At 51.8% G+C, this 15,640-nt stretch carries 16 protein-coding genes and 1 tRNA gene; 11 read left to right on the top strand and 6 right to left on the bottom strand.

Annotation, left to right across the window (positions count from 1 at the left end; genetic code table 11):
- Positions 1-17: 17 nt before the first annotated feature.
- Positions 18-105 (bottom strand) — tRNA-Ser (locus WG891_RS18465).
- A gap of 230 nt (positions 106-335) precedes the next feature.
- Between WG891_RS18465 and yccA the strand changes: the two genes are divergently transcribed.
- The gene (gene yccA, locus WG891_RS18460; RefSeq protein WP_076942181.1) at positions 336-995 is read left to right on the top strand and encodes an FtsH protease modulator YccA; all 660 of its coding nucleotides are present in this window, start codon (positions 336-338) and stop codon (positions 993-995) included.
- A gap of 111 nt (positions 996-1,106) precedes the next feature.
- Complete coding sequence (tusE, locus tag WG891_RS18455; RefSeq protein ID WP_076942182.1) at positions 1,107-1,436, top strand: sulfurtransferase TusE; 330 nt, start codon at positions 1,107-1,109, stop codon at positions 1,434-1,436.
- Positions 1,437-1,439: 3 nt separating this feature from the next.
- Here tusE and yccX read toward each other — a convergent pair whose 3' ends face one another.
- Positions 1,440-1,718 (bottom strand): acylphosphatase, encoded by a 279-nt coding sequence (gene yccX / locus WG891_RS18450; protein ID WP_076942183.1) that lies wholly within the window; start codon positions 1,716-1,718, stop codon positions 1,440-1,442.
- A 93-nt stretch (positions 1,719-1,811) separates the two neighbouring features.
- Between yccX and rlmI the strand changes: the two genes are divergently transcribed.
- Positions 1,812-3,002 carry a 23S rRNA (cytosine(1962)-C(5))-methyltransferase RlmI gene (gene rlmI / locus WG891_RS18445; protein WP_337264048.1) on the top strand — a complete coding sequence of 397 codons (1,191 nt, stop codon included), beginning with the start codon at positions 1,812-1,814 and terminating at the stop codon, positions 3,000-3,002.
- Between the two features lie 62 nt (positions 3,003-3,064).
- Positions 3,065-3,382: a heat shock protein HspQ gene (hspQ, locus tag WG891_RS18440; RefSeq protein ID WP_076942185.1), complete on the top strand. Its 318-nt coding sequence runs from the start codon at positions 3,065-3,067 to the stop codon at positions 3,380-3,382.
- A 67-nt stretch (positions 3,383-3,449) separates the two neighbouring features.
- On the opposite strand, the gene WG891_RS18435 is transcribed toward hspQ, so the two are convergent.
- Positions 3,450-3,863 (bottom strand): CoA-binding protein, encoded by a 414-nt coding sequence (locus tag WG891_RS18435; protein ID WP_337264047.1) that lies wholly within the window; start codon positions 3,861-3,863, stop codon positions 3,450-3,452.
- A 225-nt stretch (positions 3,864-4,088) separates the two neighbouring features.
- On the opposite strand from WG891_RS18435, the gene WG891_RS18430 reads away from it, so the two are divergent.
- Positions 4,089-4,760 carry a DUF2057 family protein gene (locus WG891_RS18430; RefSeq protein ID WP_337264046.1) on the top strand — a complete coding sequence of 224 codons (672 nt, stop codon included), beginning with the start codon at positions 4,089-4,091 and terminating at the stop codon, positions 4,758-4,760.
- A gap of 127 nt (positions 4,761-4,887) precedes the next feature.
- Entirely contained in the window at positions 4,888-5,346 is a 459-nt protein-coding gene (locus WG891_RS18425) for a methylglyoxal synthase (RefSeq protein ID WP_337264045.1), read from the top strand.
- A gap of 32 nt (positions 5,347-5,378) precedes the next feature.
- On the opposite strand, the gene helD is transcribed toward WG891_RS18425, so the two are convergent.
- Positions 5,379-7,433, bottom strand: coding sequence for a DNA helicase IV (helD, locus tag WG891_RS18420; RefSeq protein WP_337264044.1), 2,055 nt, complete (start codon positions 7,431-7,433; stop codon positions 5,379-5,381).
- 144 nt (positions 7,434-7,577) lie between these two features.
- Between helD and WG891_RS18415 the strand changes: the two genes are divergently transcribed.
- Positions 7,578-8,030, top strand: coding sequence for a YccF domain-containing protein (locus WG891_RS18415; protein WP_337264043.1), 453 nt, complete (start codon positions 7,578-7,580; stop codon positions 8,028-8,030).
- Positions 8,031-8,055: 25 nt separating this feature from the next.
- The gene (gene yccS, locus WG891_RS18410) at positions 8,056-10,191 is read left to right on the top strand and encodes a YccS family putative transporter (protein WP_337264042.1); all 2,136 of its coding nucleotides are present in this window, start codon (positions 8,056-8,058) and stop codon (positions 10,189-10,191) included.
- Here yccS and WG891_RS18405 read toward each other — a convergent pair whose 3' ends face one another.
- Complete coding sequence (locus WG891_RS18405) at positions 10,192-10,854, bottom strand: TfoX/Sxy family DNA transformation protein (RefSeq protein ID WP_337264041.1); 663 nt, start codon at positions 10,852-10,854, stop codon at positions 10,192-10,194.
- A 298-nt stretch (positions 10,855-11,152) separates the two neighbouring features.
- On the opposite strand from WG891_RS18405, the gene sulA reads away from it, so the two are divergent.
- Positions 11,153-11,653 (top strand): SOS-induced cell division inhibitor SulA, encoded by a 501-nt coding sequence (sulA, locus tag WG891_RS18400; RefSeq protein ID WP_337264040.1) that lies wholly within the window; start codon positions 11,153-11,155, stop codon positions 11,651-11,653.
- Positions 11,654-12,012: 359 nt separating this feature from the next.
- The gene (gene ompA / locus WG891_RS18395; protein ID WP_337264039.1) at positions 12,013-13,098 is read left to right on the top strand and encodes a porin OmpA; all 1,086 of its coding nucleotides are present in this window, start codon (positions 12,013-12,015) and stop codon (positions 13,096-13,098) included.
- A 73-nt stretch (positions 13,099-13,171) separates the two neighbouring features.
- Here ompA and matP read toward each other — a convergent pair whose 3' ends face one another.
- On the bottom strand, positions 13,172-13,630 hold the full coding sequence (gene matP / locus WG891_RS18390; RefSeq protein WP_337264038.1) for a macrodomain Ter protein MatP: 459 nt from the start codon (positions 13,628-13,630) through the stop codon (positions 13,172-13,174).
- A 209-nt stretch (positions 13,631-13,839) separates the two neighbouring features.
- Between matP and WG891_RS18385 the strand changes: the two genes are divergently transcribed.
- Entirely contained in the window at positions 13,840-15,588 is a 1,749-nt protein-coding gene (locus WG891_RS18385) for a Lon protease family protein (RefSeq protein WP_337264037.1), read from the top strand.
- Positions 15,589-15,640: the final 52 nt, after the last annotated feature.

Genomic DNA, 15,640 nt, shown 5'->3' with positions numbered 1-15,640 from the left:
CAAGATGTTAGAAGAAATGGCGGAGGAGCAGAGATTCGAACTCTGGAACGGTTTCCCGTCGACGGTTTTCAAGACCGTTGCCTTCAGCCACTCGGCCACCCCTCCGCAACGAAGCGAACTATAAACACAGCCGATCCGCTTGTAAAGCCTGAAACCGTTCAACCGAACGAAAAACCGGCATATCACAGCTTTACGCTGAAGAAATCACCATTTCACCGGTGTAAAACCCAAGCGCGGCAGCCCATGAGTAAAGATGAGTAAACACTCTTTAATCAAACGATTATGCTGCCTATGATCGTGATCAATTTTGTGATGACCTGATAAGAGAGATCATTATGGACCGCATTGTCGTCTCATCCTCCTCGCGCGACTCATTACTTAGCACGCATAAAGTATTGCGCAACACCTATTTCCTGCTATCCCTCACGCTGGCCTTCTCTGCATTAACCGCAACAGCAAGCACCATGCTGGGCTTACCCGCTCCTGGGCTGCTGTTAATGTTGGTTGGCTTTTATGGCCTGATGTTCCTGACTCACAAGCTGGCAAATAGCCCCGCAGGTATTCTTGCTGCTTTCGCCTTCACAGGTTTTATGGGCTATGCCCTTGGCCCGATTCTGAGTTCTTTCCTTAATGCTGGCGCAGGCGATCTGATCATGCTGGCGCTGGGCGGCACCGCAGCGGTGTTCTTCTGCTGCTCAGCCTATGTGCTGACGACCCGTAAAGACATGTCATTCCTTTCTGGCATGCTGATGGCGGGCTTTGTAGTGCTGTTAGTGGCGGTGATTGCTAACCTGTTCCTGCAAATCCCTGCCCTGCACCTGGCGATTAGCGCACTGTTTATCCTGTTCTCTGCCGGTGCCATGCTGTGGGAAACCAGTAATATTATTCACGGCGGCGAGACAAACTATATCCGCGCCACCGTCAGCCTGTATGTTTCGCTGTACAATATGTTCATCAGCCTGCTGAGCATTCTGGGCTTTGCCCGCAGCAACTGATCGTCCGTTAGGCGAGATCCTAGCCCCGCTCATCCAGCGGGGCTTTATTTTTGCCGAGAACAAAATTTGCTAAACTGATGCCCGCCATAAATTATTTGTTACCGAGGCAATATGTTGGAGTTTGAAGGCCAGATCATTGAAACTGACGCCCAAGGTTACCTGAAAAACAGCGCCGACTGGCAAGAAGGCATGGCACCGCTGCTGGCGGCGCAGGAAGAGATCGAGCTGACAGAGGCGCACTGGGAAGTGGTGCGTTTTGTCCGTAATTTTTATCAGGAATTTAATACCTCACCCGCTATCCGTATGCTGGTGAAAGCCATGGCGCAGAAATACGGCGAAGAGAAAGGCAACAGCCGTTACCTTTATCGCCTGTTCCCGAAAGGCCCAGCCAAACAGGCGACAAAAATCGCAGGTCTGCCAAAACCGGTGAAATGTATCTAATACCTAGTAGCGGATGCTGAACCCTTTGTAATCCGCTACTCCCTGCGGCTCCACCAGCACACGATCGACGCGAGCCCCTCGTGGGCCGCCGCTTTTTAGCCACGCCACCAGTTGTTCAACCTGTTGTTGTTCACCACATGCCACCACTTCTACGCTGCCATCATCCAGGTTGCGTGCATAGCCGGTCAGCCCTAACGCCGTCGCTTTATACTGTGTGTTATAGCGAAACCCCACGCCCTGCACCACGCCATAGACATACGCGGCAATACAAACTTGTGTCATAATCGGCTCCTTATCGATTTTCGTTTATGCATTTTCTGCGTTGATGCTCAGAGAGTGTGACTCTTTTTTATCTAGCTGGCAGCATACTTAATTATGACCGTACGTCTCTATCTCACCAAAGGACGTGAAAAATCCTTACTCCGTCGCCATCCATGGGTTTTCTCTGGTGCCGTTCAACGCATTGAGGGCAAAGCTCTCTCAGGTGAAACCATTGATATTCTCGACAGCCAGGGCAAATGGCTGGCACGCGGTGCTTATTCACCAGAATCACAAATTCGCGCGCGCGTCTGGACTTTCCAGCACGATGAAGAGATCGACATTGCGTTCTTTATCCGTCGTCTGCAACAGGCGCAGAACTGGCGAGACTGGGTGGCCAAACGTGATGGGCTGGACGGTTATCGTTTAATTGCCGGTGAGTCTGACGGGATGCCGGGGATCACCATCGATCGCTTCCAGAACTTCCTGGTGCTGCAGTTGCTTTCGGCTGGCGCGGAATACCAGCGTGCGGCGCTGATCTCCGCTCTGCAGCATTGCTACCCAGAGTGCGCTATCTACGATCGTTCCGACGTTGCCGTGCGTAAAAAAGAAGGCCTGCCTTTGGCGCAAGGCCAAATTCTGGGCGACCTGCCACCCGCTCTGCTGCCTATTACCGAACACGGTATGAAGCTGCTGGTCGATATTCAACAAGGCCACAAGACCGGTTTTTACCTCGATCAGCGTGACAGCCGCTTGGCCGCGCGCAACTACTCTGCTGGCCGCCGCGTACTGAACTGTTTCTCTTACACCGGCGCTTTCGCAGTTGCGGCGTTGATGGGCGGCTGTACGCAGGTCATCAGCGTAGATACATCACAGGCAGCGCTGGATATCGCCAAGCAGAACGTTGAGCTAAACCAACTGGATCTGAGCAAGGCAGAATTTGTGCGCAACGATGTTTTCCAATTGCTGCGTAATTATCGGACGCAGGGTGAGAAATTCGACCTGATCATCATGGATCCGCCCAAGTTTGTTGAAAACAAGAATCAACTGGCCAGCGCCTGCCGTGGTTATAAAGATATCAATATGTTGGCGCTGCAATTGCTGAATCCAGGTGGCATTTTACTTAGCTTCTCCTGTTCCGGCCTGATGCCAACCGATTTATTCCAGAAAATTTTAGCCGATGCCGCTGTAGATGCTGGGCGTGATGTACAATTTATAGAGCAGTTCCGACAAGCTGCCGATCACCCGGTTATCGCGACTTACCCTGAAGGGCTGTATTTGAAAGGGTTTGCGTGTCGGGTGATGTAACTTGAAATACGCTGTATTTGCCCTCATATAGAGAGCAATACACTGTTTCTCAGGAGGTCATCATGATTGCCAGCAAATTCGGTATCGGACAGCAGGTACGTCATAAACTGCTAGGGTATTTGGGCGTAGTTATTGATATCGACCCCGAATACTCTCTGGAGCAACCCAAAGCTGACGAGATTGCAGCTAATGATGAGCTGCGCTTCGCTCCCTGGTATCACGTGGTGATGGAGGATGAAGAAGGCCAACCGGTTCACACTTATCTGGCTGAAGTACAGCTGGCGGGTGAAGAGCAGGATGCCCATCCAGAGCAACCATCGCTGGATGAACTGGCGGAATCCATCCGCCACCAGCTACAGGCACCACGACTGCGCAACTAAGCGCCAAGGCCTGAGAAACCCGCACGGGGGCTTGGCATGATGCCAAGCCCTTATTATTTTGGCCGACTCAGCGCGCCAGCCCCAAACGGGGGATCTCTATTTTCGGGCAGCGATCCATGATCACTTTAAGCCCGGCGTCCCCGGCCAACACCGCAGCCTGTTCGCTGATAACGCCAATCTGCAGCCACAGCACTTTAGCGCCGATAGCAATTGCCTCCTGAGCCACACCGTAAGCCGCCTCAGCGTTACGGAATACGTCAACCATATCGATAGGATGAGGAATATCTTCCAGCTTGGCATACACTTTCTGGCCAAGCAGCGTCTGCCCAGCCAGCTTCGGGCTGACCGGCGTCACCTGATACCCTTGCGCCTGCAAATAGGCCATAACCCCATAGCTGGGCCGGCCAGGATTGTCACTGGCCCCCACCAAGGCAATAGTTTTTACCTGCTTCAGTACGTCTGCAATGTCTTGATCTTGCATCTTCCGCTCCTGATATTGTGTAAGGACACGCCTCCCTCAAGTGTAACCGAAGGCTCTTCCTCAGTAAGCATTTCTTCACAACGGGTTCAGACTAGGCCGCATCATTAATTTCAAAACGTTTATAAATATGTGAAAATGTAAATAACACGTGGCATTGAAAAATTTTGACACAACCTGAACCGTACTTAACACTAATAACAATGCTCTAGGATAAAGGAAACAACGATGAAATTTGGTCTGGTGGTTGCGGGGCTATTCAGTCTCTTACTGAGTGTATCGGCCGCGGCTACGACCCTGAAGCTGTCACCCTACATCGATTTGCTGGCCGTCGATGGTAAGAAAATGACAGGCTCGTTATTAAAAGGCGCAGACAGCCTGGAACTGGATGGCGGCCAACACCAACTGCTGTTCAAAGTCACCAAACCCGTACGCAAGAATGCACGCAGTCAGGTATTGTATACCTCGCAGCCGTTGATTGCGGTCTTCAATAGCCAGGGGATCGATTCGGTAAGCATTGAGCTGCCACGTATCGAAAATGAGCGTGACGGCCGGCACTTCGACGAAGCGGTGAACTATAGAATCATTGATAAAAACGGTAAAGCGCTGGCGCTGAAACGTGATGTGTTGCCGATGCATGCACTGTCTGCTGGCGTTAACCTGGAAAAAGTCATTGCCGATTACAATGCGCAGGATCGCCCAGCCTCTGTGCCAGCGCTGGCGCATCTGCGAGCGACGACCATTGCTGACACGCCGGGCACCACGAAAACCAACCAGCAAGTCATTACCTTGCAGGGAGGAAACGTCTCAGAACAGATGCTGCAATACTGGTTTTTGCAGGCAGATAAAGAAACGCAAAAACGTTTCATCGCCTGGGCAAATCAACAGGTCACTTACTGAGATGCATTCGCGCCTTCATTATGAGCCAAAGAGGTGTTTTCTTCGCATTTTCCGGCGTTAACGCTAGGCAGTGAAAAGCAGTTTCAGTAATCTGTGGCAAATCATTTGATTTGCCAAGGATACCGATATGGAACAGACCACCCGAACCATCGCCGCACGCAAGCATATTGCGCTGGTTGCCCACGATCATCGTAAACACGCGTTGCTGCAATGGGTTGCAGATCACAAGGCCATACTCACGCAGCACCAACTCTATGCTACCGGCACCACCGGCAACCTGATCCAGCGCGCTAGCGGTATCCCGGTGCAAAGCATGCTGAGCGGGCCGATGGGGGGCGACCAACAGGTAGGTGCACTGATTTCCGAAGGCAAGATCGATATGCTGATCTTTTTCTGGGATCCACTTAACGCCGTACCGCACGATCCCGATGTAAAAGCACTGCTGCGTTTGGCGACCGTCTGGAACATCCCGGTGGCAACCAACCGTTCCACCGCGGATTTCCTGATTGATTCACCGATGTTCAAACGCGAAATTGAGATCGCCATTCCCGATTATCAAAAATATCTCGAAGCCCGCTTGAAATAACCTTGCGGCCTGGTACAGCCACCAGGCCCTGCTCAAGGCTTTCTTTGCAGCGGCACGCCGATATCCTGCAATTGCTCAACAAACACCGACGGGCGCTCACGATCCTGCAATAACCAAACCTGGTGTTTAGCGCGCGTCAGTGCCACATACAGCAAGCGCCGTTCTTCAGCATCAGGGAAATCTTCCGGCTGCGGTAACAGCACGTCTTCGATCAAAGATTCACGCGCAATCGCCGGGAATCCATCATGGCCATCATGCAGCCCAGCAATAATCACATATTCTGCCTGCTGCCCTTTGCTGGCATGTATGGTCATAAACTCAATATTCAGTTTCGGCCAACGCGTTGCGGCCTTCAGTAACACCTCGGGCTGCAGGTGGTGATAACGCGCCAGCACTAAAATACGTTCGTCAGGTTTTGCATAACCACTCATTTTGTCTAGCAAAGCCTCCAACTGTTCCTGCGGCAGGATAACGACCGACTTTTTATTGCCCTGAGTCAGGCTGTTAAGCGGCTTTTTCAGTTGATGCGGATTCTGTTGAATAAAACTGTTGGCCACCTCACCGATACGATCGTTAAAGCGATAAGTGGTATCCAAGGCACACTGGGCACCTTCCCCGAAATTCGCTGCAAATGCGGTCGTCAACGCAAGCTCCGCACCGCTGAAACGGTAAATAGCCTGCCAATCATCACCAACGGCAAACAGGCAGGTCTGCTTATTCTGCCGGCGTAATGCCGCCAGTAACTGGGCCCGCTGCGGTGAGATATCCTGAAATTCGTCCACTAAAATGTGTTTCCACGGGCTGATAAAACGCCCTTTATCCAGAATATTGACCGCCTGATGAATCAACCCGGCAAAATCTACCGCGCCCTCTTCTTTTAACGCGGCTTTCCACGCTTTCAGCAACGGGGCCATTAATCGGATACGTTTAGCGAATAGATCGCGGATCTCTTCATCGGCCAGCGCGATCATCTCGGCCTGACTGCCGCCATAGGTGCGCATCAGCCCCAGCCAACGTTCAAGACGCCCGGCCAAGCGTTCCGCCAGACGTTTGTCATGCCAGAAATCCCCTTCGGGAACCTCCCACTCCAACTCTTCCGTCAGCCATTGGCGCCACCCTTTAGCCTGGGCTTTTTTCTCTGTGCATTGCTGCTGCCAGTTTTTTATCAACAGCCGACGGCGTGCTTTGCTGTCGGTCTCCAGCTTGCTGATCGCGGGAGCTTTGCGGCTCCCTTCCTGAATCACCTGCAGCGCCAGCGCATGGAAGGTCTTAGCCTGAATGGCGACATTCCCCAGGCGATCCTGAATGCGCTCATTCATTTCATCCGCAGCTTTACGGCCAAAAGCCAGCAGCAGGATCTGCCCAGGTTCAGCTTCCTGACGACGCAACAACCACCCTGCCCGCGCAACCAACACCGACGTTTTACCGCTGCCGGCGCCAGCCAGCACCAGCACGGAATCCTCACCATTTACCACCGCACGGCTTTGCGATACGTTCAGCGGCGAGGTTTCTATGGTCTGGAAGAAGTCATGGTGGTTTTCCAGCATCCGCTCGGTCCACTGCTGGTTACGCTGCACGACGCTGCGCTGCCCGTGCTGCAACCATTGCAGACAGCGCTGGTAATCCTCCCGGCAGTTATCAAACTCGTCCAACCGCGCGACCGGCATGGGTAACGCCCCGAACGCCTGGCGGATCTGCTGTTGCAACTTGCTCAATTCAGAGCGTTTAAACCATTTATCCTGCTGTTCAATATCACGAATGTGCTCAACCTGCTCTTGCAACACCCCAGCGCTGATCTCACTCATCTCAGCACTCCATTGCTGCCAGGATTGCTGCAGATAATGATAGAAGCGCTGCGTCTCTTGCCATTCGGTGCCATGTAAACGCACCACCTTTTCATCAGGCAATTCAAACTCTAACTCGCCCCAAACGATGCCGCGTTTGCAACGTACCTGAATTAACTGGTTGAAAGGGATAAGATATTCATGTTTCTCGCCGCTCACCTCGACGCCAGCATGCAACAGCCGCACACGATTGTAAGGATGCTGCGCCAGGTGTTTACCCAACGATGTCGCTTTAAGTTCCATATGCTCGCGCCATGACTCTAATGAGATTGATATCGCCAGTTTACCTGCGATAAGCAGTGGCACTCTAGCGCTAAAAAAAAGGTAGAATACTGTGTATGTTGGTCCGCCCTGCGGTCTATCCACTATTAGAGCAGAATGATGCCTATGCGTACCGTATTGAATATCCTTAATTTCGTGCTGGGTGGTTTTTTCACCACCCTCGGTTGGTTGATCGCCACCTTCTTCAGCATAGTGCTGATTTTTACTCTGCCGTTAACCCGTTCCTGCTGGGAAATCACCAAGCTGTCCTTCCTGCCATTCGGCAATGAAGCGATTCATGTGGATGAATTATACCCGGAGAAAAGCAATGCGCTGCTTGCGGCCAGTGGCTCGTTATTGAATATCGTCTGGCTGGTGCTGTTCGGCTGGTGGCTGTGCCTGTCACACATCGCGGCCGGGATTGCCCAGTGTATAACCATTATCGGTATCCCAGTCGGCATTGCCAATTTCAAGATTGCAGCCATCGCCCTTTGGCCCGTTGGGCGGCGCGTGGTTTCTGTTGAAATGGCTCAACTGGCGCGGGCAGAAAATGCGCGCCGTCAGTACCAGAAACGTTAATTTTCTCTGCGATTAAGGAGCTGTTGTGCTCTCTTTTGCACCGGCAATTCGGCGTTATGCCTATAACAGCAATCTGCTGTATAACCTGCGGATCTTCATTGCTTTGGCAGGTGCCTCAGCAGTGCCCTGGTGGCTTGGCGTGCCGACGCTGACTATCCCGCTAACGCTAGGGGTAGTAGCCGCCGCGTTAACCGATCTGGACGACAGGCTGGCCGGCAGGTTGCGCAATTTGCTGATTACGCTGGTCTGTTTTTTTCTGGCTTCAACGTCTATTGAGCTGTTGTTCCCCTACCCCTGGTGGTTTGCCCTTGGGTTGATGACCTCAACCTGCGGATTCATCCTGCTCGGCGCGCTGGGGCAGCGGTATGCCACCATCGCTTTTGGTGCGTTATTGATCGCTGTTTATACCATGCTGGGCACCTCAATGTACGACGCCTGGTATCAGCAACCTATTCTGCTGATTATGGGTGCCGTCTGGTACAACCTGCTGACGCTGATCGGCCATCTGCTGTTTCCCATCAAGCCGCTGCAGGAAAACCTAGCGCGCAGTTACGAGCAGTTAGCCCACTATCTGGATGCCAAAGCCAACCTGTTCGATCCAGATGCCGAGCACGATACGGATTTGCCCTGGATGGATGTGGCGATGGCCAACAGTGCGCTGGTCGCAACGTTAAACCAGACCAAGGCTTCGTTGCTCACCCGCCTGAAAGGCGATCGCGGCCAGCGCGGCACTCGCAGGACATTGCACTATTATTTTGTGGCGCAGGATATTCATGAGCGAGCCAGTTCCTCTCACGTGCAATATCAGGCGCTGAGCCAACAGTTCCGCCACAGCGATATTCTGTTTCGTTTCCAGCGGTTGTTGACCATGCAGGCTCGTGCCTGCCGGCAGTTGGCGCAGTCGATCCTGCTGCGCCAGAAATACCTTCATAACCCGCGTTTTGAACCGGCCTTCACCCGTATAGAAGAAGCGTTGGCTCAAATTGCGGCCACGACGGAACACCCTGAACTGACCGGAGCACTGTCACATCTATTGAAGAATCTGCGGGCGATCGATGCGCAGTTGGCCAACATTGAGTCAGAACAGGCGCTAGCTAATGGACAAGCGGAGGAAAACAGCCTGTCAGACGATCGGCTCACTGGCTGGAGCGATATTCGCCTGCGCATCAGCCGCCACCTGACGCCCCAGTCTGCCCTGCTGCGCCATGCCGTTCGCATGTCGGTGGTGTTATGCGCAGGTTACGCTTTGATCCAGATTACCCATATGGAACACGGTTACTGGATCCTGCTGACCAGCCTGTTTGTCTGCCAGCCAAATTATAATGCCACCCGCCGACGCTTGGCGTTACGCATCATAGGAACACTGGCAGGTATCTTGATCGGCCTGCCAATCTTGTATTTTGTCCCCTCTCTTGAGGGGCAAATGATTCTGATCGTCATTTCCGGTGTCTTGTTCTTCGCATTCCGTACCGTGCAATATGCCCATGCCACCATGTTTATCACCCTGCTGGTTTTGCTGTGCTTTAACCTGCTTGGCGAGGGGTTCGAAGTGGCAGCTCCACGCGTTTACGACACGCTGTTGGGTTGTGCTATCGCCTGGGCTGCAGTGAGTTTTATCTGGCCAGACTGGAAGTTCCGCCAGTTGCCCGCCGTGGTGAGCAAAACGCTCAATGCCAACTGCCGTTATCTTGATGCGATTCTGGTGCAATATCATCAGGGTAAGGATAACAGCCTACCTTACCGCATCGCCCGCCGGGATGCGCACAACAGCGATGCTGAGCTGGCTTCGGTGATCTCTAACATGTCTGCCGATCCCAACGCGGATAAGACCCTGCAGGATGCCGCTTTCCGGCTGTTATGCCTCAACCATACCTTGTTGAGCTATATTTCCGCACTTGGCGCACACCGCAAGCGCCTGAATAATTCCGCCGTACTGGATTTGCTCAATGATGCCGTATGTTATGTTGATGGCGCATTGCACCAGGATGCACAAGACCATCAACGTATCACGCAGGCCTTGGAGAGACTTTCCCTACGTATTGGACTGTTGACCCCTGAACCAGAAAGTGAAGAACAACTGGTGTTGCAACAAATTGGATTAGTGCTTGAACTGCTCCCTGAACTGACGGCACTCAACGCGCAGATCGGTAAAGCAGATTAATCATTCATTAAAGAGCGCAAAGCTAGGCCTTTTCGCTAAACGTGGCTCCAGACAGGGAGGCACTATGGTTTCTTCGAACCATTCGAGCAACGCCTCCCTCTGCGTGCTGGGCAATGCAGCGTGATGATAGCCTGCCATTGCTCCCGCTAGCGCTATCAGAACCTTCACGCTAAGGGTTGGCTGTTGCTGCAACAATTTGAGGTAGCTGCGCCTAGCCCCCAGTAAGCGCAGTTCATAAATGTTCTGTATACCAGCCCGCCACAGCAAGCGTTCCATCGAGACATCAATATTCGGCAACTCTTTCAGACGACCGTTGCTGCGAGTCTTGAACGTGATCTCTTTACGTGTTTCGCACACCACCTGCCAGGCAAGTGACAACAGCTCTCGGTTTTCCTGCCATAAAGATTCATCGACCCAGTAATAACGCATGGTCATTGGTGCCCCGCGCTTGAGATAGGTCATATTCACCATGCCACGCCCACGGAATATTGGTTCCAAACTTTCGGTAGCGCGTAAGTACAGTTCTCCCTCGGCTATAACGGCAAACATAGTGCCGTCGGCCAGCAAGCCATATCCACCAAATTGTGAGCGTGTGGTAATTTTCCCCAATGCAGCAAAGCAGAGTTTTGCCTGTGCGACCCTTCCTGCGGATCTGCCTTTCATTAAAACCTCCTTGAGCGAGTAATGGCCTTACCCATGTCTTTCAACATGCCAGGACGCTTGCCACCGGCCTCGTTATTGAAATCCATCAGGTATAATTATTCGTCACATCAATGAAATAAACGTAACGGGAACAACTAATTAGGGAAAATACGCATTATCCCCTTCAGTGCCAATCACAAAATCAAGGTGTATAAAAAAGAATCGCAAATATGCGAAGCGTCACGAAAATTTGGGTTGATCTTATGTTTGGATAGCTATACTGTATATACATACAGTAACACTACGGGCGGGATACTTCATGCGTACTCAATCACTCTACCAACCCCATCTCAGCCATGCCTCTCTGGCAACAGACAAGGCGATAAAAACGCCTCGCAATGGCAATGGCCTCATCAGTGAACTGGTTTACAACGAACATCAACCCGCAGTGGTACAGCTTCTGGTTCCATTGCTGCAGCAATTAGGCATGCAACAGCGCTGGTTGCTGTGGCTTACCCCACAGCAGAAACTCAGCCGGCAGTGGCTACAGCAGGCCCGGTTGCCCGTGAATAAAATCGTACAACTGAATCAAATCAACCCTATGAACACCGTTGACGCAATGGAGAGAGCTTTACTGACCGGTAATTACAGTGTTGTACTGGGATGGCTGCCAGAACTGACAGAGGAAGATCGCCTGAAATTAAGCCAGGCTGCAGAGTTGGGTAACGCTTATGGGTTTATCATGCGCCCGCAATGTGACACAGATGTTCCACACAGACACTGTTCTACGCTAAAAATTCACTCTACTTTGTATCATTAAGTAAATTTAGGATTTTTCCCACCGGCCTTTACCCCCTCAAAGGGAACTCCAATGGGATCATGGACGAAGCGAGGTAGGCTGGGGTTTCACACCTATTTTTGTGTAAAAAAAAGCCGTTTTTTGGGTTGTAATATGTTAGCGAATATGTCCAATTCCATGTTTTTTTTTAGAGCTTTATCACATCACACTTGTAACTTTCGCGCCACGTTGTAGACTTTACATCGCCAAGGTTGCTCTATAACGTCAGAAAAACTGGCAGAGTAACAAACGAGGGCACAAACCTAGGCGAATGAATTTAAACCAAGGGCTTAAAGCAGCTTTAAAGCTCATTGCCTATTTGGATGATAACGAGGCGCAAAATGAAAAAGACAGCTATCGCATTAGCAGTGGCACTGGCAGGTTTCGCTACCGTAGCGCAAGCCGCCCCAAAAGATAACACCTGGTACACCGGCGCAAAACTGGGCTGGTCCAAGTATTATGACACTGGATTCGACGGTAATGGCTTTGACAGCACTATCGGCAATGGTCCAACCCACAGAACTCAACTGGGTACAGGCGCGTTTGTAGGTTATCAAGCGAACCAATACCTCGGTTTTGAAATGGGTTATGACTGGCTTGGCCGCATGCCTTACAAAGGCAGCGTAAACAATGGTGCTTTCAAAGCTCAGGGCATCCAGCTGACAACTAAACTCAGCTACCCAATCATGAACGATCTGGACGTTTACACTCGTCTGGGTGGTATGGTTTGGCGTGCAGATTCTACTGCTTACTACGGTGCAACTGGCGATCGTATCAGCGCTCACGATACTGGCGTTTCTCCTCTGGCCGCAGTAGGTGTTGAATACGCTCTGACCCAGAACTGGGCTACCCGCCTGGATTACCAGTGGACTAACAACATTGGTGATAAAGGTACCGTTGGTGCTCGTCCAGACAACGCCATGTTGAGCGTAGGTGTTTCCTACCGCTTTGGTCAGGATGAAGTTGCAGCTCCAGTCGTTGCTCCAGCTCCAGCCCCAGCTCCAGTTGTTGAAACCAAGAAATTCACCCTGTCTTCTGGTGTTCTGTTCAACTTCGGCAAATATACTCTGAAGCCAGAAGGCCAGCACGCTCTGGACGAACTGTACACCCAGCTGAGCTCACTGGATCCTAAAGACGGTTCAGTAGTGGTTGTTGGCTTCACCGATGCAGTAGGTTCTGCTGAAGCTAACCTGCGTCTGTCTGAGCAACGCGCACGCAGCGTTGTGGACTACCTGATCTCTAAAGGTATCCCAGCAGACAAGATCACCGCTCGTGGTATGGGCAAAGCTAACCCAGTTACCGGTGACACCTGTGGTTACCGTTCTGGCCGTGCTACCCCAGCACAGATCGCATGTCTGGCTCCAGATCGTCGCGTAGAGATCGAAGTTAAAGGCATCAAAGAAGTGGTATCTCAGCCTCAGGGCTAAGTTTACCTCTTCTAGTAAAAAACCCCGCGTTGCGGGGTTTTTTTTCGGCATTTTTTATCTGATAAACAATCTGTTAACCATCGTCTTTACCCAGAATCGCTTTCAGATCCTGCTTCAACGATGACATCTGGTTGGCATATTTTTCTTTCCGCTCTGCATCCTCAATCAGTTGAACAACGGTTTCCGACAGCGTTACCCCACGCCTGCGCGCCAGAGCAGCTAAACGTTGCCAAACCAGGAACTCCAGATCGATAGACTTTTTGCGAGTATGCTGATGTTCTGCGTTAAAATGGCGCTTACGCCGAGCTCGGATGGTTTGTTTCATCCGGTTATCCAACGCCGGATTCATGTGTGCATCAATCCATGACAATACTTTTACCGGCTCATTTTCCAACTTCAGCAGTTCATCAATAGCTTCCTGAGCGACGCTGGCTTCAAGGTGATGAGTGATCAATTCACCTTCCCGGTGCTTTTTGACCAGGTATTTCCATTTCCAACCGCTCTCCAGATTTTCCAGTTGCTGATATTTCATCGTGAACTCTTCTGTGACCGCGTAACTTTATTAAGCATAACAGCTTTATGCCGATTTTCCTCGGCAATTAAAACCACTTTTAGCTTGTTTTTTGCACAGTCTTCGTATGATGTCAAACTCCCTGCCACCAACAACCACTCTGCATCTATCAAGCTGGCGTTATTCTTGTATAATCGCCCTTTCCCTTTTTAACGATTGCATCTAACACTTTGACCAATAACCGACTTGAATGGCAATCTCTGTTGCCCGCTGCTACGCCTTATCAGGCGATATTTGATTCTGCCTCTCAACTGGCACCCGCAACCTTTTCTGCCATCCAGCCCCGTTTGGATAATGCGCTGACGCTATTTCTGCATCCGCTGTCCCAACCCCGTTTTATGCTCTTGAAAGCACAGGAAACGCGTGAGTATCTGGCGCTGGTTGCCCAAGCGGTGGAAAAGTTACAGCCGCAGAGCACCATTAAAGGCAGTCACTATGTGGTGGACGCCAGCAAGATCAGCGTGGAGTCCGCCGTTCGTGGTGATGAACCCTTCGCGGCTGGCGGAGCCTGCGTCTACCAGGATTGGATCGAGCCTGAACAATTGTTTGGCTGCGTCAGAATGCACAACGGTGAAATCACCCTGCAACCGGGCCTGATCCACCAGGCCAACGGTGGGGTACTGATCCTGTCGGTGCGTGCATTGCTGGCACAGCCCTTGTTGTGGCTGCGCTTAAAGCAAATGATCATGCAGCGCCAGTTCCAATGGTTTACCCCGGATGAAACCCGGCCACTGCCGGTGACTATCCCCTCTATGCCGCTGGAGTTGCGCCTGATCGTGGTTGGCGATCGCCACGGTTTGGCCGATTTCCATGACATCGAGCCCGAGCTGTGCGAACAGGCCATCTATGGTGAATATGAAGACGATCTTCAACTCACAGAAGCGGATGACATGGTGCAGTGGTGCAGCTATATCAATGCAGTTATTGCTGAACAACAGTTACCTCCTTTGGCGGCAGACGCCTGGCAACCTCTGATGGTGCAGGCGGTGCGTTATACTGGTGACCAGGGTAACCTGCCACTGTCACCGCTGTGGGTCAGCCAGCAGCTCTCTGAGGCGGCGCTGTATGCCGAAGGAGAACAGATCTCCGCCAAGGCGTTGGAAGCAGCGCTAAACGCGCGCGAATGGCGGGAAAGTTATCTCGCAGAGCGCATGCAGGATGAGATAGAGCTAGGCCAAATCCTGATCGAAACCGAAGGCGAAGTCATCGGCCAGATTAATGGCCTGTCCGTCTTGGATTATCCCGGTCATCCACGCAGTTTTGGCGAACCTTCACGCATCAGTTGCGTGGTGCATCTCGGTGACGGTGAATTTACCGACGTTGAACGTAAAGCCGAGCTAGGGGGCAACCTGCATGCCAAGGGCATGATGATTATGCAGGCCTTCCTGATCTCGGAACTGGAGCTTGACCAGCAGCAGCCCTTCTCAGCGTCGATTGTATTCGAGCAGTCCTATGGCGAAGTGGATGGCGACAGTGCCTCCCTGGCAGAGCTTTGTGCCTTGGTCAGTGCCTTGTCACAACAGCCGATCACTCAGCAAATCGCCGTAACCGGCTCCGTTGACCAATTTGGTAATGTGCAACCGATTGGCGGAGTCAATGAAAAGATCGAAGGTTTCTTCGAGGTCTGTCTGCGTCGTGGCCTGACGGGTAAACAGGGTGTTATTCTGCCTGCCAGTAATGTGCGCAATCTCTGCCTGCGCCAGGATGTGATCGACGCCGTGCGCGAAGAGCAATTCCACCTGTGGGCAGTGGACAGTGTTGCAGAGGCTCTGCCATTATTAACTGGATATCCTTACGCCGATGAGCAACAACCTAGCTTGCTGGCAGCCATTCAAGAGCGGATTGCACAAGTCAATCCACAAGAACGTCGCCAGTGGCCATGGCCATTACGTTGGCTTAACTGGTTTAACCACGGCTGATCGGACTTGTTCAGCGTACACGTGTTAGCTAATCTGCGTTCTTCATTAAAAT

The organism is Serratia sp. MMO-28, from assembly GCF_037199905.1.
GTDB lineage: Bacteria > Pseudomonadota > Gammaproteobacteria > Enterobacterales > Enterobacteriaceae > Chania > Chania oryzae.
The sequence above is the reverse complement of the archived record's forward strand: the minus strand, read 5'-3'. Positions and strand labels throughout refer to the sequence as shown.